The 21,730-nt window shown below is 61.0% G+C and carries 18 protein-coding genes and 1 pseudogene; 15 read left to right on the forward strand and 4 right to left on the reverse strand.

Going from position 1 to position 21,730, the window contains the following annotated elements; all coding sequences use genetic code 11:
* Entirely contained in the window at positions 1–483 is a 483-nt protein-coding gene (gene nusB / locus LVY75_16400) for a transcription antitermination factor NusB (protein ID XAZ24776.1), read from the forward strand.
* 195 nt (positions 484–678) lie between these two features.
* Positions 679–2,817, forward strand: coding sequence for a sodium-translocating pyrophosphatase (locus tag LVY75_16405; GenBank protein ID XAZ24777.1), 2,139 nt, complete (start codon positions 679–681; stop codon positions 2,815–2,817).
* Positions 2,818–2,890: 73 nt separating this feature from the next.
* Here the strand turns inward: LVY75_16405 and LVY75_16410 are convergent, their stop codons facing one another.
* Positions 2,891–3,424 (reverse strand): outer membrane protein assembly factor BamE, encoded by a 534-nt coding sequence (locus LVY75_16410; protein ID XAZ24778.1) that lies wholly within the window; start codon positions 3,422–3,424, stop codon positions 2,891–2,893.
* A 248-nt stretch (positions 3,425–3,672) separates the two neighbouring features.
* Between LVY75_16410 and LVY75_16415 the strand changes: the two genes are divergently transcribed.
* From LVY75_16415 to LVY75_16440, 6 genes are all read left to right on the forward strand, one after another.
* Positions 3,673–4,206 carry a ubiquinol-cytochrome C chaperone gene (locus tag LVY75_16415; GenBank protein ID XAZ24779.1) on the forward strand — a complete coding sequence of 178 codons (534 nt, stop codon included), beginning with the start codon at positions 3,673–3,675 and terminating at the stop codon, positions 4,204–4,206.
* Positions 4,207–4,217: 11 nt separating this feature from the next.
* Positions 4,218–4,772 carry a DUF177 domain-containing protein gene (locus LVY75_16420; protein XAZ24780.1) on the forward strand — a complete coding sequence of 185 codons (555 nt, stop codon included), beginning with the start codon at positions 4,218–4,220 and terminating at the stop codon, positions 4,770–4,772.
* A 102-nt stretch (positions 4,773–4,874) separates the two neighbouring features.
* On the forward strand, positions 4,875–5,921 hold the full coding sequence (gene plsX / locus LVY75_16425) for a phosphate acyltransferase PlsX (GenBank protein XAZ24781.1): 1,047 nt from the start codon (positions 4,875–4,877) through the stop codon (positions 5,919–5,921).
* Between the two features lie 19 nt (positions 5,922–5,940).
* A complete protein-coding gene (locus LVY75_16430) occupies positions 5,941–6,912 on the forward strand; it encodes a ketoacyl-ACP synthase III (GenBank protein ID XAZ24782.1) in 972 nt (323 codons plus the stop codon).
* A gap of 106 nt (positions 6,913–7,018) precedes the next feature.
* Positions 7,019–7,357 (forward strand): integration host factor subunit alpha, encoded by a 339-nt coding sequence (locus LVY75_16435; GenBank protein ID XAZ24783.1) that lies wholly within the window; start codon positions 7,019–7,021, stop codon positions 7,355–7,357.
* 149 nt (positions 7,358–7,506) lie between these two features.
* Positions 7,507–8,049 (forward strand): MerR family transcriptional regulator, encoded by a 543-nt coding sequence (locus LVY75_16440; GenBank protein ID XAZ24784.1) that lies wholly within the window; start codon positions 7,507–7,509, stop codon positions 8,047–8,049.
* A gap of 5 nt (positions 8,050–8,054) precedes the next feature.
* Here LVY75_16440 and LVY75_16445 read toward each other — a convergent pair whose 3' ends face one another.
* Positions 8,055–8,396 (reverse strand): response regulator, encoded by a 342-nt coding sequence (locus LVY75_16445; protein XAZ24785.1) that lies wholly within the window; start codon positions 8,394–8,396, stop codon positions 8,055–8,057.
* A 185-nt stretch (positions 8,397–8,581) separates the two neighbouring features.
* On the opposite strand from LVY75_16445, the gene LVY75_16450 reads away from it, so the two are divergent.
* Positions 8,582–10,219 carry a response regulator gene (locus LVY75_16450; GenBank protein XAZ24786.1) on the forward strand — a complete coding sequence of 546 codons (1,638 nt, stop codon included), beginning with the start codon at positions 8,582–8,584 and terminating at the stop codon, positions 10,217–10,219.
* 32 nt (positions 10,220–10,251) lie between these two features.
* Here the strand turns inward: LVY75_16450 and LVY75_16455 are convergent, their stop codons facing one another.
* On the reverse strand, positions 10,252–10,572 hold the full coding sequence (locus LVY75_16455; protein XAZ24787.1) for a DUF1236 domain-containing protein: 321 nt from the start codon (positions 10,570–10,572) through the stop codon (positions 10,252–10,254).
* A 304-nt stretch (positions 10,573–10,876) separates the two neighbouring features.
* On the opposite strand from LVY75_16455, the gene bcsN reads away from it, so the two are divergent.
* The 6 genes and pseudogenes from bcsN to LVY75_16485 all read left to right on the forward strand — a co-directional run bounded on the left by bcsN (position 10,877) and on the right by LVY75_16485 (position 21,006).
* Positions 10,877–11,860 carry a cellulose biosynthesis protein BcsN gene (gene bcsN / locus LVY75_16460; protein ID XAZ24788.1) on the forward strand — a complete coding sequence of 328 codons (984 nt, stop codon included), beginning with the start codon at positions 10,877–10,879 and terminating at the stop codon, positions 11,858–11,860.
* Between the two features lie 54 nt (positions 11,861–11,914).
* A complete protein-coding gene (gene bcsA, locus LVY75_16465; protein XAZ24789.1) occupies positions 11,915–14,113 on the forward strand; it encodes a UDP-forming cellulose synthase catalytic subunit in 2,199 nt (732 codons plus the stop codon).
* Positions 14,110–16,656, forward strand: a complete 2,547-nt coding sequence (locus tag LVY75_16470; GenBank protein XAZ24790.1) for a cellulose biosynthesis cyclic di-GMP-binding regulatory protein BcsB — start codon at positions 14,110–14,112, stop codon at positions 16,654–16,656. Before bcsA ends, LVY75_16470 begins: the two co-directional genes overlap by 4 nt.
* The gene (locus tag LVY75_16475; GenBank protein XAZ24791.1) at positions 16,653–17,699 is read left to right on the forward strand and encodes a glycosyl hydrolase family 8; all 1,047 of its coding nucleotides are present in this window, start codon (positions 16,653–16,655) and stop codon (positions 17,697–17,699) included. Before LVY75_16470 ends, LVY75_16475 begins: the two co-directional genes overlap by 4 nt.
* Positions 17,696–20,181 (forward strand): annotated as a pseudogene (locus tag LVY75_16480) (cellulose synthase). Before LVY75_16475 ends, LVY75_16480 begins: the two are co-directional and overlap by 4 nt.
* Positions 20,182–20,337: 156 nt before the next feature.
* Positions 20,338–21,006, forward strand: a complete 669-nt coding sequence (locus LVY75_16485) for an HAD family hydrolase (protein XAZ24792.1) — start codon at positions 20,338–20,340, stop codon at positions 21,004–21,006.
* A gap of 32 nt (positions 21,007–21,038) precedes the next feature.
* Here the strand turns inward: LVY75_16485 and LVY75_16490 are convergent, their stop codons facing one another.
* Positions 21,039–21,668, reverse strand: coding sequence for a porin family protein (locus LVY75_16490; GenBank protein XAZ24793.1), 630 nt, complete (start codon positions 21,666–21,668; stop codon positions 21,039–21,041).
* Positions 21,669–21,730 lie beyond the last annotated feature (62 nt).

Below are 21,730 nucleotides of genomic sequence, written 5' to 3' on the forward strand. Positions count from 1 at the left end.
ATGACTGACGAAAATACCGAACGACCGGTCAAGGCAGCCAATCAGCGGGGCGCCGCGCGCCTCGCGGCTGTGCAGGCGCTTTATCAGATGGATATCGGCGGCACCGGCGTTCTGGAAATCGTGGCCGAATACGAGGCGCATCGTCTCGGCCAGGAACTTGACGGTGAAACCTATCTGAAAGCGGATGCCGGCTGGTTTCGCTCGATCGTCTCAGGCGTCGTGCGCGACCAGCTTCGCCTCGACCCGCTGATCGCGTCTGCCCTGCAGGACGATTGGGCGCTGTCGCGTCTCGACAGCACCGTCCGCGCCATCCTGCGCGCCGGCGTTTTCGAACTCGTCGACCGCAAGGACGTGCCGGTCGCCGTCATCGTCACCGAGTATGTCGAGATCGCCCGTGCCTTCTTCGACGACGATGAGCCGAAGCTCGTCAATGCCGTTCTGGACCGCATCGCCAAGCAAGTGCGCGGCGACCAGAAGAAGTAGGCACTTAGCCGCCAAACAACCCCTCCCATCCTTTCTGCGGTACTGCAAGGCTTTTGAAGTTTTGCAGTCTTGACGCGACGTTATCGACCACGCAATCTCCGCTCGCCTGTTGAGCGTTTCTATGGAGAGGAGTCGATTCAGCAGCATTCGTCGCCGGAGAAGGAGTGAGCTCCGGCTTATGGGAGGAAAGAGCGAATGACCATTCTTTTATTGGTAATCGCATGTGGCCTGCTCTCGGTGGTTTATGCCATCTGGGCAACCCGGTCGGTGCTTGCTGCCGATCAGGGCAACAGCCGCATGCAGGAGATCGCGGGCTATATCCGCGAGGGCGCCCAGGCCTATCTGACGCGTCAGTATAGAACCATTGCCATCGTAGGCATTGTTGTTTTCATTGCAGCATGGCTGCTCCTTTCCGCCACGGCCGCGATCGGGTTCCTGATCGGCGCCGTCCTCTCGGGTGCTGCCGGCTTCATCGGTATGCACGTCTCCGTCCGCGCCAATGTGCGCACCGCCCAGGCAGCATCCGCAAGCCTCAAGGCAGGCCTGGACATTGCCTTCAAGTCGGGTGCGATCACCGGCATGCTGGTCGCCGGCCTCGCGCTGCTCGGCGTCTCCATTTATTATTACGTGCTGACAATCGTGCTCGGACACGAGCCCGGCTCGCGTGAGGTCATCGACTCGCTCGTGGCGCTCGGCTTCGGCGCGTCGCTGATCTCGATCTTCGCCCGTCTCGGCGGCGGCATCTTTACGAAGGGCGCCGATGTCGGCGGCGATCTCGTCGGCAAGGTAGAGGCCGGCATTCCGGAAGACGATCCGCGCAACCCGGCAACCATTGCCGACAACGTCGGCGACAATGTCGGCGATTGCGCCGGCATGGCAGCCGACCTCTTTGAAACCTACGCAGTCTCCGTCGTCGCAACGATGGTTCTGGCGGCAATCTTCTTTGCCGGTGCGCCCATCCTGCCGTCGGCGATGATTTATCCGCTGGCAATCTGCGGCGCTTGCATCATCACCTCGATCATCGGCACCTTCTTCGTCAAGCTCGGCCCGAACGGCTCGATCATGGGCGCGCTGTACAAGGGCCTGATCGTGACAGGGCTTCTGTCGATCATCGGTCTCGGTGCCGCGACTTCGCTGACCGTTGGCTGGGGTTCGCTCGGCCAGGTCGCCGGCTTTGACGTGACGGGCACAAGGCTCTTCGTGTGCGGTCTCGTCGGTCTCGTGGTTACCGCGCTGATCGTCGTGATCACCGAATTTTATACCGGCACAGGCAAGCGCCCGGTCGTCTCGATCGCCCAGGCATCGGTAACCGGCCACGGTACCAACGTCATTCAGGGCCTCGCAGTATCCCTGGAATCGACGGCGCTGCCGGCAATCGTCATCGTCGGCGGCATTCTTGCCACCTATCAGCTCGGAGGCCTGTTCGGCACCGGCATCGCGGTTACCGCCATGCTCGGCCTCGCCGGCATGATCGTGGCGCTCGATGCCTTCGGCCCGGTTACGGACAATGCCGGCGGCATCGCCGAAATGTCCCATCTGCCGCCGGAAGTGCGCAAGTCCACCGACGCGCTCGATGCCGTCGGCAACACGACGAAGGCCGTCACCAAGGGTTATGCGATCGGCTCGGCCGGCCTCGGTGCGCTGGTGCTCTTCGCGGCCTATGCGAACGACCTGCAGTATTTTGCCGCGCATCCGGATCAGTACCCGTATTTCCAGAATATCGGTCCGATCTCCTTCGATCTGTCGAACCCCTATGTCGTCGCCGGTCTCCTGTTCGGCGGCCTGATTCCCTATCTTTTCGGCGGCATCGCCATGACCGCTGTCGGCCGTGCCGCCGGCGCGATCGTCGAGGAAGTGCGCAAGCAGTTCCGTGAAAAGCCGGGCATCATGCAAGGCACGGAAAAGCCGGATTACGGCCGCGCCGTCGATCTTCTGACCAAGGCCGCGATCCGCGAAATGATCATTCCGTCGCTGCTGCCGGTGCTGGCGCCCGTCGTCGTCTATTTCGGCGTGCTCATCATCTCCGGTTCCAAGGCGTCTGCCTTTGCAGCACTTGGCGCATCGCTGCTCGGCGTCATCATCAATGGCCTTTTCGTCGCAATCTCGATGACCTCGGGCGGCGGCGCATGGGACAATGCCAAGAAGAGCTTCGAAGACGGCTTTGTCGACAAGGATGGTGTCCGTCACATGAAGGGCTCGGATGCGCACAAGGCATCGGTGACGGGGGATACCGTCGGCGACCCCTACAAGGATACGGCCGGTCCCGCCGTCAACCCTGCGATCAAGATCACCAACATCGTGGCGTTGCTGCTGCTGGCGATTCTTGCGCACTAGGACGCGTAAGCCAACAAAACAAAAAACCCGCCGGATCGCTCCGGCGGGTTTTTCATATGGAAGACAGCTTGCCTTATCGCAGGCTGGACGGGTTCTGCGGCGTACCGCCGGCGCCGCCACCGAACAGGCTCTTGGCCGCATTCGCCGCGCTGCCGCCGGACAGCATTTGCTGAAGGAAGGTGAGTTCGCGACCGCCGGTCGGCGTAACGCGCGAAATCGTGTCGAACACCTTGCCGTCCTGCAGGGTGTAATTGGCGCGGCGGGAAACGACGCCGTCCTTGTCGAAATAGATGGCAAGAATACTCTGCTCGGTGACGCGCAGCTTCTGGTACGCCATCGAGCGCTGGCGGCGCTGGGAGATATAATAGAAGACTTCCCCGTCGAAGGTTGCTGTCGTGGACGGTGTGCCAAGTGACAGAAGCACCTGTTCGCGGCTGGAACCCTCCGGAACCAGCGCCAGCGACTGCTGGTCGACGATATAGCCACCGTTAAGCACTGTGCTCGTCTGGCAACCCGATAGGGCGGTGGTGGAGGCGATTATGACGGCAATGGCTGCATTACTGAAGAATTTCATGTCTGACTTGAAATACCGTTTCTTCAACGACATCTACTCCCTTGAGTATCGATAGCAGCCATTCCGGACACTGCGTGCTTCCTCCTGCAAAACCATTGTGGCCATTCCGGGGTGGAATTCATTCGATCCCGCCTCTTTGTGCACCGGAGCGCCCCTGTCCCGAAACCGGTCACGAACAGCATTGCAATTCGCGCCTGCTTCGGTAAACCAGCTTTCGAAATCATGCAACAAGGCCCGGTGCCGCTGGGCGCCAAGAATGCGGCATTTCCGGAAAAAAACAAATGATCCTCGGGCTCTTCGGTAAGAGAAACAGTAACCAGGCTATCGTCGAGCGGCAGTACGCGGCTCTTACGGCTGCCGCCCGCATGCCCGAGCTCTATGAGCGGCTGAATGTCCCCGATACCGTCATGGGCCGCTTCGAGATGCTGTCGATTGCCATGATCCTGTTCTTCCGTCGCACCCGCACGTCCAACACGAGCGGCCAGGAGATTGCCCAGGAAATCGTCGATGCCTTCTTTCAGGATATCGACTATTCGATCCGGGAACTCGGCATCGGCGACAACAGCGTTCCAAAGCGCATGAAGAAGCTCGCAGGCATGTTCTATGGCCGGCTCGAAGCCTATTCGAAAACTATGGATGTAGGCGATGCCGCCGCTCTTTCCGCAGCACTTCAGCGCAATATCTATCCCGAAGCCGCCGAACCTGCCGACATGAGCGGGCTGGCGCACTGGATGATGGCGGCGGAAGCCCATCTGTCTGCCATTCCCGAGGAGGCGATTGCCACCGGTTCGGCAACGATTCCTGGGTTCGCTTGAGGAGCAGAATCATGAAGAAAGATCTGAGCGAGGTTCCATTTTCCTATCCGGTCAAGGTTGGCCACATCTCCGCCAATCCCGTCGAAGTGCGCGTGACTGCCGACAAGGACGAGTTGAAGGCGCTGGCCGAAAGCTGGAACGTCGTGTCGGTGGACAGTCTCCGCGCCGACCTGCAGATCAACAGGTGGAAGCGTGACGGCATACGTGTCAAGGGACGCGTGCAGGCTAAGATCGTACAGGCCTGCGTGGTCACCCTCGAGCCGGTCGAATCTGCAATCGACGAGAGCTTCGAACAGATCTTCGTGCCGGAAAATTCCAGGCTCGCCCGCCATCCCGCCAATGATGCCGGCGAGATGGTGCTGGACCCCGACGGTCCCGACCTGCCGGAAACCTTTACCGGTGATACGATCGATGCCGGTGAGATCGTCGCGGAATTCGCAGCGCTCGCCATCGATCCCTATCCACGCAAGCAAGGCGTGGAGTTCGATGGCCATATCGAAGACACGGGCGAAAATGACCGAAAGCCCTCTGCATTCGCAGCGCTCAAGGACTGGAAAAAGGACTGAAGCCTCCCCGGCATTTGACATAATTCAGTTGTAAGCGACGCCAAAACCGGTATTTTGGCCCAAATTTCGCCCCCCTCAGGCGAAAAAAAGGATCAGGGACACGTGATCAAAATATCTCTCGACCTCATGGGTGGCGACTTTGGTCCCCAGGTTGTCATCCCCGGCGCTGCCAAGGCGCTGGACAGGCATCCGGATATTTCCTTCGTCTTCTACGGTATCAAGGAACAGTGCGAGCCGGTTCTGGCGAAGTTTCCCAAGGTCAGGGAAAAGTCTGTCTTTCATGATTGCGAGCTCGCAGTCAGCATGGAAGAAAAGCCGAGCCAGGCGCTTCGCCGCGGACGTTATGTCTCCACCATGTGGCGCACCATCGAAGCGGTGAAGTCGGGCGAGGCCGATGTCGCCGTTTCCGCCGGCAACACCGGCGCACTTATGGCCATGGCCAAGTTTTGCCTGCGCACGATGGCCAATATCGAACGCCCGGCGATTGCCGCCATCTGGCCGACGGTGAAGGGCGAAAGCATCGTGCTCGATGTCGGCGCCACGATCGGCGCCGATTCGCAGCAACTTATGGATTTCGCTCTCATGGGCGGCGCCATGGCGCGCGCACTTTTCGAGCTTGAGCGCCCGACAGTCGGCCTGCTGAATGTCGGCGTCGAGGAAATCAAGGGCCAGGAAGAGGTCAAGGAGGCCGGCCGCCTGTTGCGCGAAGCCAATCTTGATTCGCTCGAATATTCCGGCTTCGTCGAAGGCGACGATCTCGGCAAGGGTACCGTCGATGTCGTGGTGGTGGAAGGCTTTTCCGGCAATATCGCGCTGAAGGCGGCCGAGGGCACCGCCCGGCAGATCGGCACCTATCTGCGTGCCGCCATGTCGCGCACGCTGCTTGCCCGCATCGGCTATCTCTTCGCCAAGAGCGCTTTCGACATGCTGCGCGAGAAGCTCGATCCGAGCAAGGTCAATGGCGGCGTATTCCTCGGCCTGAACGGCATCGTGATCAAAAGCCATGGCGGGGCGAATGCCGAAGGCATAGCCGCGGCCATCGAAGTCGGCTATGACATGGCCAAGAATGGCCTGACCCAGAAAATAGAAAACGATCTCAAAAAATATCATGCCAAGCGGCTGCCCCCGATAGGGCCTGAGGCCGCGTGAGCGACGGGGTTCAAGCAATATGATCCGATCAGTGGTTCGTGGTTTCGGGGCAGCACTGCCGAAACGCGTGATGACCAACCGCGAAATGGAAGGTGTCGTCGACACGTCGGACGAGTGGATCGTCCAGCGTACCGGCATCCGGCAGCGTTACATTGCCGGCGATGACGAAACGACGTCGTCGCTCGGTGAGGCTGCAGCGCGGGCCGCGCTCGCAAATGGCGGGCTGACGCCTGATGATATCGATATGATCATCTGTGCCACCTCAACGCCGGACAACACTTTTCCGGCGACATCCGTCAACATCCAGAACCGTCTCGGAATGACGCATGGCTTCGCCTTCGACGTTCAGGCCGTCTGCACGGGCTTCGTCTATGCGGTGACGACGGCTGACGCCTATATTCGTGGCGGTCTTGCCAAGCGCGTGCTTGTCATCGGTGCCGAGACCTTCTCCCGCATCCTCGACTGGAATGACCGCACTACGTGCGTGCTTTTCGGCGACGGCGCCGGCGCGATCGTGCTGGAAGCAGTCGAAGGCGAGGGGACGACGGCAGACCGCGGCGTCTTGACGGCGCATCTGCGTTCGGACGGTTCGCACAAGGACAAGCTTTACGTCGACGGCGGTCCGTCCTCGACGGGTACGGTCGGCAAGCTGCGCATGGAAGGCCGCGAGGTCTTCAAATATGCCGTGGGTATGATTACTGACGTGATTCAGGCCGCTTTCGATTCAACCGGAACAACCTCCGAGGATCTCGACTGGCTGGTCCCCCACCAGGCCAATCGCCGCATCATCGATGGCTCGGCCAAGAAGCTGAACATTGCCCCGGAAAAGGTCGTCATTACCGTCGATCTGCATGGCAATACGTCTGCGGCCTCCATTCCGCTGGCACTTGCGACGGCTGCAGGCGACGGACGCATCAAGAAGGGCGACCTTGTGATGCTGGAGGCCATGGGCGGCGGCTTCACCTGGGGCGCGGTTTTGCTGCGCTGGTAGGCATAAATCCTAAAAAACTGGCGGCGAACAAGAGCTTGACCGTGAGGCACAAGACAAATAATCTTCGTCCACTTTCACAAAATATTTTCTATTGGGCGGGGAAACCATGACCGGAAAGACAGTTACGCGAGCAGACCTGGCGGAATCCGTTTTTCGGAAGGTCGGTCTCTCCCGGACAGAATCTGCTGAGCTTGTCGAAACGGTCATCGACGAGATCTGCAACGCGATCGTGCGCGGCGAGACCGTCAAGCTTTCCTCTTTCGCAACCTTCCAGGTGCGCGACAAGAACGAGCGTATCGGCCGCAATCCGAAGACCGGCGAGGAAGTTCCGATCTCCCCCCGCCGCGTCATGACCTTCAAGGCGTCGAATGTGCTCAAGACGCGCATTCTGAAGTCCCATGTTGCCCGGAAGGGCAAGACCAAGCCGCAAAATCCGGCTGCCTGATCATCTTTTTCCCGCCGAACGCAAAGGTTTTTTGCTGCGTCGTGCCTCCGGCTGTGCGCAACGCGAAGACGTGACTTGAATTCGCGGCTCCAAACCGTTGAAATATGATGAGTCGCCGTTTGGATCGATCCGCGAGGTCGCGTAGCAGTATGACGTTGGACAAGAGCCCGGATGCCTTTCGCACCATCAGCGAAGTTGCTGATGACCTCGACCTGCCGCAGCATGTGCTGCGCTTCTGGGAAACCCGCTTTCCGCAGATAAAGCCGATGAAGCGAGGCGGTGGACGGCGCTATTACCGGCCTGAGGATGTCGATCTTTTGAAAGGCATCCGCCATCTGCTCTATGACCACGGCTATACGATCAAGGGTGTGCAGAAGCTCTTGAAAACCAACGGCAACAAGTTTGTCGTCGCGGTCGGCCATGGCGATCTCGCAAGCGTTGAAGCACTCTCTGCGAACGTGCACGATACGGTCGCAGGCGAACCGCGCGTCGCAATGGCGGAAGAGGATCAGATCGTTGGCCGAGCCAAGCCACCGATCACGCGCCGCTTTTTCAACTTCGTCAGCGGCGACGATGATCAGCCGGAAATCTCGGTCGGCAAGTCCAGTGTCGGCAAGGAGGATCGTGCGCTTCTCCAGGAAGCGCTCTACGATCTTCTGGAATGCAAGCGCCTGCTCGATCAGGTGCGTTAGCGCGTTTAGGCCTCCATGCCTTTCAGCGCTCTCTCGAGATCGGAAAGCTGGAACGGTTTTCTGAGGATAGGCTGGCCTGAATTGCTGCCTTCCGGCGCGCTGCCATACCCTGTTGCAAAGACATAAGGCTTGCCGCGCGCCTCGAGCAGCTTAGCGACCGGCAGTGAACTCTTTCCGGCCAAGGATACGTCGAGGATAGCCGCGTCGAATTCCTTGTTCTGAGCCGCATCGAGGGCCTGCTCCAGATCCGGAGCGCTGGCACTGATATGGTAGCCGAGATCCTCAAGCATCTCTTCAAGCAGCATGGCGATCAGCGCATCGTCTTCGACGATGAAAATGTCTTTCATGGTTCCGTCCACTCTCTGCCCGCACGGGCCTGTGGCAGGCCTGTCGGGTACATGGCTTATCTGTCCCGAGCAGGCTGCTCGTCAAGGTTGGATCGCGGTAGTGCGAAAAACGGCATATTGCCCGACCGGATTCGATATGCAAAAGCTGGAGGGCCGTTTTCGTAACGGAAGGACGAGGCTGGGAAATGGATTTGTTGAGCGCCACGGACTGGCTGCGTCATAGGCCGGGTTTGACCTATCCGCTCGCTGTCGCCGCTGTTGCATTTACATTCCTGTTGCGCACTGCTGCTGGCGACTATCTCTCCGGCTTTCCGTTTCTGAGCTTCTTGCCCGCCGTGCTGATCGCAAGTTTTATCGGCGGTGCCGGGCCAGGCGTGGTCGCCGCCATTCTATCGGGCTTCCTCGTCCAGCAGTTCTTCGTCGAGCCGCACGATATCTTCTGGCCCGTCACGTTCATCCAGTGGCTCGGCCTTTCGACGTTCATTGCCAATGCACTCGTCATTGTCGGACTGATGCAGGCGATTGTCGTCTCCCACGGCCGGCAGCTGCGCCTGCGCGGAGAGCTGAACGATTTCAACAGGAAACTGGAAGAGACGGTCGCCCAGCGCACTGGTGAGCTCAAGCGCGAGATGGCGGAACATGCGAGCGCCCAGGCCCAGGTGCGCCAGTTGCAGAAGATGGAGACAATCGGCCAGCTGACCGGCGGCGTCGCTCATGACTTCAACAATATGCTGGCCATCATTATCGGCAGCCTCGATCTCGCCCAGCGACGGCTGAACGGCAAGGAGGATCCACGCCTCCTGAATTCGATCCAGAGCGCCAGGGACGGGGCGCAGCGCGCAGCGGTATTGACCGCGCGGCTGCTCGCCTTTTCACGCCAGCAGCCGCTGGCGCCGGAAACCATAGACCTAAACAAGCTTGTCGGCGGCATGTCGGAACTGCTGCGCCGGACGCTCGGCGAGCAGATCAGGATCGAAACGGTTCTGGCTGGTGGCTTGTGGCCGACCTTCGCCGATTTGAGCCAGCTTGAAAATGCCATCCTCAATCTCTCGGTCAATGCCCGCGACGCCATGCCCGACGGCGGGCATCTGACCATCGAGACGGCCAATACCGAACTGGACGACCGTTATGCGCGCATGCACCAGGAGGTGGAGGCCGGCCAGTACGTGATGATCAGCATCACCGATACCGGCATCGGCATGTCGCCCGAGGTTCTGGAACGCGCCTTCGATCCTTTCTACACCACGAAAGGTGCCGGCAAGGGCACCGGTCTCGGCCTCAGCCAGGTCTATGGTTACGTCAAGCAGAGCAGGGGACACATCAAGATCTATTCGGAGATCGATCGCGGCACGACGGTGAAGATCTATCTCCCGCGCCGCGTCGGTTCCGGTGAGACGGGGTTTTCGGCGCCGTCGATGATGCCGATCCCGCACGGGAGCGTCGACGATACTATCCTTGTGGTCGAGGATGACCAGAGTGTGCGCGAGATGACGGCGGAAAGCCTGCGTGAACTCGGCTACAGTGTCCTGCAGGCCGCGAGCGGTCCGGAGGCGCTGGATGTGCTGCGGAATGAGCGGGTCGATCTCATCTTCACCGATATCGTCATGCCGCAGATGAACGGTCGCCAGCTTGCTGATGCCGTCACGGAGAAGTGGCCGGAAATCCGGATCCTCTACACGACCGGCTACACCCGCAATGCTATTGTTCATAATGGTGTGCTGGACCACGGCGTCTCGCTGCTTGCCAAGCCCTTCAGCCTGGAACAGCTCGCCCACAAGGTCCGCGAAGTGCTGAACGGCAAGCCGTCCTCGGAACAGGCGTGAGGCCCGCGTAAAGCCTCACGCCGTGCCGGAGCCTATTCCAGAACCTGGATGACGCGGTGTGTCTGCGGCTCGACGATTACGCGGCGCTCGTTGACGACGGTGTAGCCATAGCCGTCCACGTTGGGAACGGTATGAATCTCTACTGTGTCGGGAAGCGTCGTGCCGACGGCAATGTCGCCGTCATAGACGACGGACGGAACGCTCTGCTCCATCACATAGGTGCGGACTTCCCCTGGAAGCACGACGGTCGAACCGGTCGGAGCCGGATCGGTTACGATGACGCTGCTCTGCGCGAAGGCGGCGGAGCTTACGGTCAGCATGAGGGCGGCCGCGGCCAGCATGGTCTTGCGCATGGATATTCTCCTTTTCCTACCCAGCCATCGAGAAAACGTCAGCCGTCCTTCATGGTTCCGCCGGTGGCTCTGCTACTCCGGGTCATTCTTGCCGGATGCCGTTGATTTCCCCTCGCTTCGCTGCGCCCGTGAAAGTGGAGCGCCTGCCGATTTTACCCGGCACACCTGTAGAAAAGTGTTGACCATTTGTTAACCATGAGCATCGTTTATTCCTAAAGAACGACATGGGGGTTGTTGATTCGGAAATTCGCCGCGCTTTGTCCCTTCAGACAAAGATTAAAAATACGATAGCAACGGCCAGGATATGCATTTTCCGAAGACGATATCGATGGCGGCTCTCGCGGCCATGATAGCCGGCTGTACGTCGACAGGGGGAGTGCGTCAGCCCGTTGGGCCCGACAGCGTAGAGCCGGAAAAGGCGCTGGTCCTGCCGCCCCCTGGTGGTCCGTCGATCGTCAGCGTCGTCGAGCAAAAGCGTGGAAACGGTGTGGAGCAGACAATATCGCTCTTCACGTCCTCATCTGTTCAAGGCCAGAATTTCCTGAAAGTTCAGTTTCTTGGCGCGTCCGGGGCCAATCCCGGCGCCAGCAACGCTTCCTACAGGATGATCCGGGAAGGGGATATCGCGCGCGAGATGGCACGATCGGTTCCCGGCGTTCCGATGGCGACCTCAGCCACGTTCCTGCAGAACAGCTACGGTCCCTTCGGTTATGCCTCTGGCCACAGCCGTGCAGGCGATACCTGTCTTTACGCCTGGCAGCAGGTCCGCTCCAGCCAGTCGGCGCACACACAGGCGCGCAACTTTGGCATGATCCAGATCCGCCTGCGCCTTTGCGATGCCCGGGCTAGCGAGCGCCAGCTCCTCGGCATCGTCTACGGTTACACCGTCACGGGCACTTTCGACGGCGATATCTGGAATCCCTATGGCGCTCCGCCGCCGGCCAACCCGGCGCTCGGCCAGACCGGCGCGCCGATCTATCCCGACGAGGGCGGCTATCGTCCGGCTACGATGCCGATCGGCTACGAACCTGCTCCGGCCGCAGTGCGCCAGACAAGGGCCGTGGCTGTACGCCGCGTGCAGCCGCAGCCGGCACCTGCTGCACCGGTCCTGCAGCCGCCTGTCGGCCCTCGCGTGCCGCTGCCGAACGACGACACGCAGACGAATGCGATAGAGCCACCGGCAGAGGCGCCGGCGGCAGTCGAACAAACGGCAAGGCCGATCGGTGTGACCGTGCCTTCGCCTGATTGCATTGGCAATGCGGCCATGACGGCCGCCTGCCGGAAATAGCAAATACGCCCAATGCGCCGAGCGCAGCGGTTGAGCCATTTCGAAGGAACGTTCATGCGTAAGGCCGGCAGTGTTCTCATATGGGCTATGGTGTCGCTTTGCGTGATTGCTCTGATCACGCTGCCCGTCAATCTGCAGACACAGCTCATCGCCAGCATTACCGTCGTCACGGTCATGGCGCTCATCAAGGTGCTGAAGGGAGAGGGCACATGGCGTCTCGTGGCGCTCGCCTTCGGTACGGCCATCGTGCTGCGCTATGTCTACTGGCGCACGACCAATACGCTGCCGCCGGTCAACCAGCTCGCAAACTTCATTCCCGGCCTGCTCCTCTATCTCGCTGAAATGTATAGCGTGATGATGTTGGCGCTGTCGCTCTTCATTGTCGCCACCCCGCTGCCGCCGCGTCCCTCGCGCGCCGGCAAGCTCGAGCGTTTCCCCCATGTCGATGTCTTCGTGCCGTCCTACAACGAAGATGCCGGCCTGCTTGCCAATACGCTTGCCGCCGCAAAGGCAATGGATTATCCGGCCGACAAGCTGCATGTGTGGCTGCTGGATGATGGCGGCACGCTACAGAAGCGCAATTCCGGCAAGCTGATCGAAGCGCAGACAGCCGCGGCCCGCCACGCCGAGCTCAAGCAGCTCTGCGTCGATCTTGACGTCAATTACCTCACGCGTGACCGCAACGAACACGCCAAGGCCGGCAATCTCAACAACGGCATGCAGCATTCGAGCGGCGAATTGATTGCCGTTTTCGACGCCGACCATGCGCCGGCGCGTGACTTCCTTCTGGAAACGGTCGGTTATTTCGACGATGACCCGAAACTCTTCCTTGTCCAGACTCCACACTTCTTCATCAATCCGGATCCGCTGGAGCGTAACCTTCGCACCTTTGAAAAGATGCCGAGCGAGAACGAAATGTTCTACGGCATCATCCAGCGCGGCCTCGACAAATGGAACGCCGCCTTCTTCTGCGGCTCGGCAGCGGTGCTGAGCCGCCGCGCGCTGCAGTCCACCAACGGTTTCAGCGGCATCAGCATCACCGAGGATTGCGAGACCGCGCTTGCCCTGCACGGCTCCGGCTGGAACAGCCTCTATCTCGACAAGCCCTTGATCGCCGGGCTGCAGCCCGCCACCTTCGCAAGTTTCATCGGTCAGCGCAGCCGCTGGGCGCAAGGCATGATGCAGATCCTGCGCTTCCGCTTTCCGCTGCTCAAGCGCGGCCTCACGCTGCCGCAGCGCTTCTGCTACATGTCCTCATCGCTGTTCTGGCTGTTCCCGTTCCCGCGCACGATCTTCCTGTTCGCGCCGCTCTTCTATCTCTTTTTCGATCTCGAGATCTTCACGGCCTCCGGCGGCGAGTTCCTGGCCTATACGCTCGCCTACATGATCGTGAACCTGATGATGCAGAACTACCTCTACGGGTCGTTCCGTTGGCCGTGGATTTCCGAACTCTATGAATATGTGCAGACGGTTCACCTGTTGCCGGCTGTCGTCTCGGTCATGCTCAATCCGCGCAAGCCGACCTTCAAGGTCACCGCCAAGGACGAATCCATCGCCGTCAGCCGCTTGTCGGAAATCAGCAGGCCCTTTTTCGTCATCTTCGCGGTGCAGACCATCGCCGTTGCGATCACCATCTACAAGATTTATGCGGAGCCCTATAAGGCCGATGTCACGCTCGTCGTCGGCGGCTGGAACATCATCAATCTCATCCTTGCTGGCTGCGCGCTCGGCGTGGTCTCGGAGCGCGGGGAGAGGGCGTCCTCCCGCCGCGTGCGCGTCAACCGGCGCTGCGAATTCGGCGTCGGCGATCAGTGGTATACCGCCTCGATCGAGGACGTCTCCGTCCACGGCGCGCGCCTGCACATCTTCAGCAAGCATTTCGATGCGGTGCAGGTTGGAGCGCTCGGCGAGATCCGCTTCCGCCCCTATAGCGGCGCCGATCTCGAAACCCTGCCGCTCATCGTCCGCAACATCGAACCGTCTGGCGATATCACCAATGTCGGCTGCCAGTATCAACCGAAGAGCGCGTTGGATCATCGCCTCATCGCCGATCTGATCTTCGCCAATTCGGATCAATGGACGCAGTTCCAGGCCTCGCGCCGGCGTAATCCCGGCCTCATCAGAGGCACCATCTGGTTCCTCGGCCTCTCGCTGTATCAGACGAGCCGTGGCTTGGTTTATTTCTTCCGCAGCATGCGCCCGGAACGTGAGGAGCATCGACAGCAGCAGGCGGCAAAGGCGAACGCCGGATGAGAAAATTCTTTGCCGCCTCCCTTCTCCTGATCGGCACATCGGTTCTCGCTTATGCGCAGACCGCTCCCTTCGACATGTCCGGTGAGCGCCCGGCGGGTGCGCCACCGGTCAAGCCGCGCCTGACGCTTCCGGCCCAGCCCGCGCAGCCTTCCCAGCCCGCACCGGCCCCTGTTCCCGTCGTTCCGCAGACTGTTGCTCCGCAGCCGGTACAGCCTTCCGCGCCTGCGCAGAGCCAGGCACCCACGCCCGCAGCGCCGCCGGTTAGCGTCATTCCCGCAACCCCCGCACCAGCGCCTGCACCTCCATCGGCGCCGGCGACGCCCTCCACCCCTGTTCAGGCTCAGCCGCAGCCGGCCACCCCTGTCGTCCGTCCTGCCGCGGCCGCTCCACAGACCGGCGATTTCAGGCGCTATATCGTGCCTTTCTCCGAGCTAGGCCTTGGTGGTGAATACGACCGCAGGTCATGGTCGATCTATCTGACGACGGAGCAGGCAGCAGCGAAGGCGCGGTTCACCTTCGCCTATCAGAATGCCATCGTCGTCGCTCCCGAAGCATCGCAGCTGACCGTGTTCATCAACAACCGTATTATCGGTCAGCAGCAGATCGGTTCGCCCGACAGTCCTTCGGCAGTCAGCTTCGATGTTCCTCCAGGTCTGCTCCAGCCCGGTGCCAATCTCATCACTTTCGAGGCCAATCAGCGCCACCGCACCGATTGCAGCATCGACTCCACCTATGAGCTCTGGTCGAACATCGATCCGGCCGGCACCTATCTGAGCTTTGCCGGCCGCGACGCCAGTCAGCTTTCCGGCACGGATGCGATCCGCGCCATCGGTGTCGATGGCGCAGGCAAGACGGAATTCGATCTGGTCGTTCCGGCGATGGAACAGCCCGGCACCACCAAGCCACTCCTGCGTCTGGCGCAGGGCCTGTCGCTCCTGAGCGGCATGCCGAACCAGGTCTTTGCCTTTAGTGCCGACACTCCGCCAGCAGGTGGTCCCGGCAAGATGGCGGTTTTCGTCGGTACCGCCACCGAGCTGCGTCCGCTCTTCCCCAATCTTCCCCAAGGCGCTGAAAGCGCGCCGCTTGCGGCCTTTGTCATCGACCCGCGCAGTGGTTCGCCCGTCCTGCTGATCAGCGGTCCATCCTGGCAGGCGGTTTCCACGGCGATCGACACTATCGTGTCTCCGACCGACCGCGCCCCTGAAGTCCGTCGCGACGTGCTGACCACGCAGCGCTGGAGCGCGCCTGACGCGCCGCTTCTCTTTTCTGATACGAGTATTCCGCTCTCGCAGCTCGGCTTGAAGACCATCGACTTTTCCGGCCGTCGCTTTCGCACCGGCTTCAATATCGCCGTGCCGGCTGACTTTTACGCCAATGCCTATGGCGAGGCGAAAATCCTGCTCGATGCTGCCTATTCCAGCAAGGTGCTTCCCGGCAGTCATATCGATGTCTACGTGAACGGCAACATTGCCTCCACTGTGCCGATTGCAACGACCAATGGCGGGATTTTCCGCCAGCTTCCTATCCGCGTGACCATGCGGCATTTCAAGCCAGGGCTGAATTCGATTGCCATCGAAGCAGTTCTGATGACGGATGATGATGCAGCTTGCGTGCCCGGGGCGACAGCCTCGTCAACGCCGCGTTTTGCGCTTTTCGATACGTCCGAATTCCATATGCCGGATTTCGCACGCGTCGGGCAGCGACCGAACCTCGCGGCCATGGCCGGCACATCCTACCCCTATGGGCGCAGTCCAGATCCGACGCCGCTGTTCATCGATCGCACCGATGCCGACACGCTGTCTGCCACTGCGACCCTGCTTGGCCAGCTCGCGATCATGGCGGGCCACCCGATCGCGATCGAAACGGTCGCCTCGCCGGGCGTGATCGGTGACCGCAACGCGATTTTCATCGGCTCGATTTCGCAGATGCCGGCAACGGCGCTCACGCAGGTCAATGTCTCAACAGCGAGCCAGGCTTCCTGGCGTCCGGTGTCGGATTCCCAGCCGACCGAGATCGACAATGGCAAGGCGCTGGAAGAGTGGCGCTCGCGCATCAGCGGTGGCGCGCTGCAGGGCCGCATTGCCGCGTTCCGCGAATGGCTGCACCGAAATTTCGATATTACCGGCGCCTCGCTGCAATTCGTTCCCACTGCAGAGCAGGTGTTCACGCCGTCGAATGTGGCATCTCTAATGGTCGCTCAGGGCAAGAGCCCGGATGGTGGTGGTACGTGGACTGTCGTGACCGCGCCCTCGGCCAAGGACCTGCGCGAGGGGCTGAGTTCCCTGACCGCCCAGATGAACTGGCCGCAGATTGCTGGCCATGTCACCACCTATTCCAGCCGCACCGGCAAGATCGAGAGCGTACCGGTGACCCGTTTCGATTTCGTACCTACTGGAGGCCTGTCGATCGCCAACTATCGCCTGATTGCCGCCAACTGGCTGTCGACGAATATTCTTTCCTATTCTTTCCTTTTGGTCGTGCTGTCGCTGCTTATCGGTCTGGTCACGTCCAGAATGCTCTCAAGGCTCGGCAGGTCGAAATGAGGGGCTGGATCGCGATATTGCTGGCAGGCACGATGATGCTGGCACTCGCCGGCGAGCCGGCCTTGGCGCAGCAGCCGCGAATCAGCGGCGAGGCATGGGCTGCCTACAAGGCAAAATTTCTCGATCCGAGCGGCCGCATCATCGATAACGGCAATGGCAACATCAGTCATAGCGAGGGCCAGGGCTACGGCCTGCTGCTCGCCTATCTTGCCGCGAGCCCCTCCGATTTCGAGCAGATCTGGTATTTCACCCGCACCGAATTGCTGCTGCGCAATGACGGTCTTGCCGTCTGGAAATGGGATCCGTCTGCCAGTCCGCATGTGACCGACACCAACAATGCGTCCGACGGCGACATACTGATTGCCTATGCGCTTGCGCTGGCGGGCTCTGCCTGGAACCGTACCGATTATATTACCGCGGCCACCCGCATGGCGCAGTCGACATTATCGGAGACGGTGGCCGATTTTTCCGGCCGCACCCTGCTGATGCCTGGCGCGGAAGGCTTCTCCGGCACGGATCGCGACGATGGCCCCGTTATCAACCCATCCTACTGGGTCTATGAAGCGCTTCCGGTCATGGCCGCACTTGCACCGTCCGATCAGTGGCAGAAACTGGCCGATGATGGTCTGTCGCTGCTAAAGGCCATGCAATTTGGCCCGCGCAAGCTGCCCGCCGAATGGGTGAGCCTGAAGCGACAGCCGCAGCCGGCCGAAGGTTTCGAGGCAGAGTTCGGCTACAACGCGATCCGTATCCCGCTCTATCTGGCGCGAGGCGGCGTGACCGACAGGGCGTTGCTGACGCGCCTCAAGGAAGGCATGACCGAAAACGGGGTGCCGGCTATAATCGACCTCACCACCGGGCGGTCGAAGACGCCGCTTTCCGACCCTGGTTATGAAATTGTTAACCACGTTGTGGCCTGTGTATTGGACGGAACCAAACTACCTGCCGAAGCGCTGCAATTTGCGCCCGCCTATTATTATCCTTCAACGCTTCAGCTTCTGGGGCTGGCCTATGTCGGGGAGAAGCATCCGGAGTGTCTGTGAAATCTTCTTTCGTGGCGGTCACGGCAGCGGTCCTTGTGGCGACTCTCATCGCCGGGCTGAAGGACCGCGACGCATTGCAGGAACGTTTCGGCTTCGGTGGCAAGACTCCCGAACTCATGATGATGGGTCGTATCAAGGGGCCGGATACCCCCTCTGGTGAGCCGATCGATGTGCAGACCGTGACGGAGCGGATCCAGGCCGCGACGCAGGATAACTCTGTCGGTCAGGCCCAGAGCGCGGCTCAGACGGACCTGCCCCAGATAAGCCAAGCGCAGACAAGCCAATTGCAGCCGGGCCAAGCTCAGCCAGCCCAAGCCCCGGCAAATCAGCCACAGACAAATCAGGCCCAGCAGCCGGCTCCGGTTCCGGTCGTCCCACAGACCGCACCACCCTCGGCTCCCTCGGGTGCCGCCACCGCGCCGGCCAATCCGCCGCCCTCAGGTACGGCGGCAAGCCAGCAGCCGGTTGTCGACGAAAGCGCCCTTCGTTATTTTGCGAGCCGCGGCGACAAGCTTCGCCTGCAGGCGGAAATCTCGCGCCTTCAGGCGCTTTATCCGAACTGGGTACCACCTGCTGATCCGCTCGCCATTCCACAAAACGGCGACCGGCAGCTCGAAAAATATGTGGCGGCTTTATTCGGAGGGCCGCTATGCCGAATTGCGCAAGGCGATCGCCGATCGTCAGGCCGCCGAAAGTTGGCAGCCGCCAGCCGACCTGCTCGACCGTCTCGATGTCGCCGAATCCCGTGCCCGGCTGGTCAATGCTTCTGATCTCAAGCAATATGCGACGGTCGTCGATATTGCAGCCGAAACCCCGAGTCTGCTGACCTGCGCCGAAATAGATGTGCTCTGGCGCGTTGCCGAAGCATTCGTCGATACGAACAGGCAGCAGCGAGGGCAGGATGCATATACCTATATCCTGAAGAACTGCACCGAGCCGGCCGAGCGCGTGGCGACGATCCAGAAGGCAGCCGCTCTTCTGCCCTATGGTGCGATGCAGTCGCTGCTGTCCCTTGAAAAAACCTGCCGATGCCAATGGTGTCAGAGAATTCGACAGCCTGCGCGACGATCTGGCCCGCCGCTTCGTTGCCGACGGCAATGACGATCCCAAGCTCGAGGTCGCTGCCAATTATATCTCCCGCGTTGAGAAGCTTGCCGAAGAGCAGGGGCTGCCTTCGGACGCGCTGCTGCTTGGCTGGTATCAGCTTCGCCGCAACAAATGATGCGGCTGCCGAAAAAGTGGTTCCGCATCGCCCACGACAAGCAGGATTTCCGCTGTGGCCTCCCAGGGGCTGGCATTGGCGTTGATTGCCCGCAAGTCGCCGCAGGAAGCCGAAGACGTCATGTACAAATGGCGTGACGATTCCAAGGATGCGACCGCCACCTATCTTGCCGCGACCGCCAATCTGATGGCCTTGCAGCCGCCGGCCGATCTGAGCGAGGACGTGCTCGGTCGTATCGCCGCTGCTATCATCGAACAGAAATACGTGCCGACGGCCCAGCAGTTCGGCTGGTACGCTCGATCGTTAAACCAGTTCCAGACGGCTGCCCGGTGGTTCGAGACGGGACTGCGTTGGAAGCCGGATGACGAACCGTCCGCCTATGGCCTTGCCGTCACCCGCCAGCAATTGAACGACCGGGCCGGAGTTGCCGAGATCCAGCGTCTCTGGGCGGATCGTTCGGCCCGCATTGCCACGTTGAACGATACAGCCGCCGTTTCCCGCAGCAACGCTCCGTTGCCGGCCCCCGGTTCTGCGGCTGGGTCGCAGCCAGCTGTTCAGCCTGCCGCCCCTCAGATCCAGTCTGCGCCGACCGAACGCAGTGCCGCCTTCCAGCCGGAGCCTCAGCCGCCGGCGCAATTTCAATCCCAGCAGCCGCAAGTGCAGCCCCAGCCCGTTGTGCCCGCGAGGCCCACGCGGGCCATGCAGACGGTTGCAGTCGAGCGCGGTCCGCGTCAGCTTCGCGGATGTTCCACCACCATTGATCCCGCCCGCCTCCGGCCCGGCGATGCATTGGCACGCGGCTGGTGCCTGATGGATATCAACAGGCCGATGGAAGCGGTGAAGGCTTTCGAGGCGGCGCTGGCAAGTCCAGTGCGCAAGGATCGTGAGGATGCCGCCTACGGCCAGAGCCTTGCCTACCTGCGCGCCGGCCTTTCCAATAGTGCCGCAGTCGCGGCTACCAAGGCGCCGCAGAATCGCGACCGCGCGTCCGAACTGCAGGTAGCGATCCTTGCCGATCGTGCCCTTGCCGCCTTCCAGGGCGGCCGCTATCGCGAGGCACTCATTTTTCTCGACCAGCGTGCCCAACTGCAGCAGGAGCGGGTCGATCTCATGGTTCTGCGTGGCTACAGCTACATGAATCTGAAAATGTATGGTGACGCCACGCGAGTTTTTGAGGCTGCGGCTGCCACCGGCAATCGCGATGCTACACGCGGCCTCGCGGATGTGAGGAGCATCACCCATCCCGAGGTCAACGACTAAAGCGTACGCGGTCATTCAGATCGCTTGCGACGCTTCAGGTCCTTGTCTGATGCACCGCAGCAGAGTTTTGCGCGACATGCTTTCGGTTGACGTCGCTCATGCGCTCGGCTAGTCGCGGAGGGCCGGCCCGCTTTCCGCTTCGCAAGGAACCTCCCTTTGTCCGCTTCCCATCGCGTTCTCGACAAGACTTACGATGCCTTCCTTTTTGACATGGACGGCACGTTGCTGAACTCCATCGCCGTCGTCGAGCGCGTCTGGGGCGAGTGGGCGCTTCGCCACGGTTTCGAACCTGAGGTCCTTTTGAAGACCATCCATGGTGTTCGCGCGTCCGACGTCATCCGCCAGCTCGGTCTTCCCAGTGTCGATCCGATCGCCGAGGCAAAACTGCTTTTGAAAGAGGAGATGGAGGATTTCGAGGGCATCATCGAGATCCCGGACTCCATTCGTTTCCTGAATGCACTGCCCTCGGATCGCTGGGGGATTGTCACTTCGGCGCCGATCGAGCTCGCCCTCCGCCGCATGGCGGCTGCGGGCATTCCCATGCCGAAGATGATCGTCAGCGGCGAAGAAGTCTCGTCAGGCAAGCCGAGCCCGGAATGTTATCTGCTGGGCGCGAGCCGTCTCGGGGTCGATCCCGCCCGTTGCCTGGTATTCGAGGATGCGGTTGCAGGTATTCTCGCCGGCGAGGCAGCCGGAGCTGACGTCGCCGTCATCACTGAGACTCATGCGACGCCTTTCGAGACGCCGCATTTCACGATCGCCAACTATACCGGCTGGCAATCGCGTGTGACGGCCGACGGCAAGCTCTCGCTCTCGGCAATGTAATCCGGCGGCAAGAATGGTCTGAGGGCAGGGCGTCAAAATTTGTAGCCGACCCCGATCATCACGACATGCTGGTCGAAGTCGCCGTCGAGCCCGAGCAGGTCGGCGCTGCCGTAGTCATTGTAGCGATATTCCAGCCGGCCGAAGACGTTGTTGGTGAAGGCATAGTCGACGCCGGCGCCGATCGTCCAGCCGGACAGCGTATCCCTGTCGCTGCTGGCAGGACCATCGATATGGGCCTGCGCACCCGTCCAGCCTGCTGCACCATAGATCAGCGCGCGATCGATCGCATAACCGAGCCGGGCGCGGACGGAGCCGGCAGTTTCGAGGCCGACTTCCAACGGGCCGACATCGGACTTGTTCCAGTTGTACGAAATGTCGCCTTCGATGCCGACGACGAAATTATTGTCGAACTGCCAGTTATAGCCGACGAAGCCGGTGATCAGCCCACCGTTCATGTCTTCGGAAAAGACGTCGAAATCGCCGTTGGCCCAGGTCGGCCCGCCGCCGACACCGGCATAGAAACCTGACCATGTGAAAACCGGTGTGATCTCGGCTGCCGGTGCGGCCGGAATAGCGTCGATGGCATCAGCCGCCATGGCCGAGCCGGCGAGGCCGGTAACAAGGAAGCCGGCAACTGTGGCGGATACGAAGCGGAGTTTCATGATTTCCCCCTGCCGGGAAGAGCCCGGCTGAAAGCTCGTTCAAGATCCGGTTGCCCGGATGA

The sequence above is a fragment of the Sinorhizobium sp. B11 genome (assembly GCA_039725955.1).
GTDB lineage: Bacteria > Pseudomonadota > Alphaproteobacteria > Rhizobiales > Rhizobiaceae > Rhizobium.

Excerpts from the sequence above, each read along its gene's own strand:
- LVY75_16450 (XAZ24786.1), top strand. The coding sequence starts at position 8,582 with ATGGATTTGTTGAGCGCCACGGACTGGCTGCGTCATAGGCCGGGTTTG.
- bcsN (XAZ24788.1), top strand. The coding sequence starts at position 10,877 with ATGCATTTTCCGAAGACGATATCGATGGCGGCTCTCGCGGCCATGATA.
- LVY75_16435 (XAZ24783.1), top strand. The coding sequence starts at position 7,019 with ATGACCGGAAAGACAGTTACGCGAGCAGACCTGGCGGAATCCGTTTTT.
- LVY75_16405 (XAZ24777.1), top strand. The coding sequence starts at position 679 with ATGACCATTCTTTTATTGGTAATCGCATGTGGCCTGCTCTCGGTGGTT.
- LVY75_16455 (XAZ24787.1), bottom strand. The coding sequence starts at position 10,572 with ATGCGCAAGACCATGCTGGCCGCGGCCGCCCTCATGCTGACCGTAAGC.
- LVY75_16470 (XAZ24790.1), top strand. The coding sequence starts at position 14,110 with ATGAGAAAATTCTTTGCCGCCTCCCTTCTCCTGATCGGCACATCGGTT.
- LVY75_16440 (XAZ24784.1), top strand. The coding sequence starts at position 7,507 with ATGACGTTGGACAAGAGCCCGGATGCCTTTCGCACCATCAGCGAAGTT.
- LVY75_16410 (XAZ24778.1), bottom strand. The coding sequence starts at position 3,424 with ATGTCGTTGAAGAAACGGTATTTCAAGTCAGACATGAAATTCTTCAGT.
- bcsA (XAZ24789.1), top strand. The coding sequence starts at position 11,915 with ATGCGTAAGGCCGGCAGTGTTCTCATATGGGCTATGGTGTCGCTTTGC.
- LVY75_16445 (XAZ24785.1), bottom strand. The coding sequence starts at position 8,396 with ATGAAAGACATTTTCATCGTCGAAGACGATGCGCTGATCGCCATGCTG.
- nusB (XAZ24776.1), top strand. The coding sequence starts at position 1 with ATGACTGACGAAAATACCGAACGACCGGTCAAGGCAGCCAATCAGCGG.
- LVY75_16430 (XAZ24782.1), top strand. The coding sequence starts at position 5,941 with ATGATCCGATCAGTGGTTCGTGGTTTCGGGGCAGCACTGCCGAAACGC.
- LVY75_16415 (XAZ24779.1), top strand. The coding sequence starts at position 3,673 with ATGATCCTCGGGCTCTTCGGTAAGAGAAACAGTAACCAGGCTATCGTC.
- LVY75_16475 (XAZ24791.1), top strand. The coding sequence starts at position 16,653 with ATGAGGGGCTGGATCGCGATATTGCTGGCAGGCACGATGATGCTGGCA.
- LVY75_16490 (XAZ24793.1), bottom strand. The coding sequence starts at position 21,668 with ATGAAACTCCGCTTCGTATCCGCCACAGTTGCCGGCTTCCTTGTTACC.
- LVY75_16420 (XAZ24780.1), top strand. The coding sequence starts at position 4,218 with ATGAAGAAAGATCTGAGCGAGGTTCCATTTTCCTATCCGGTCAAGGTT.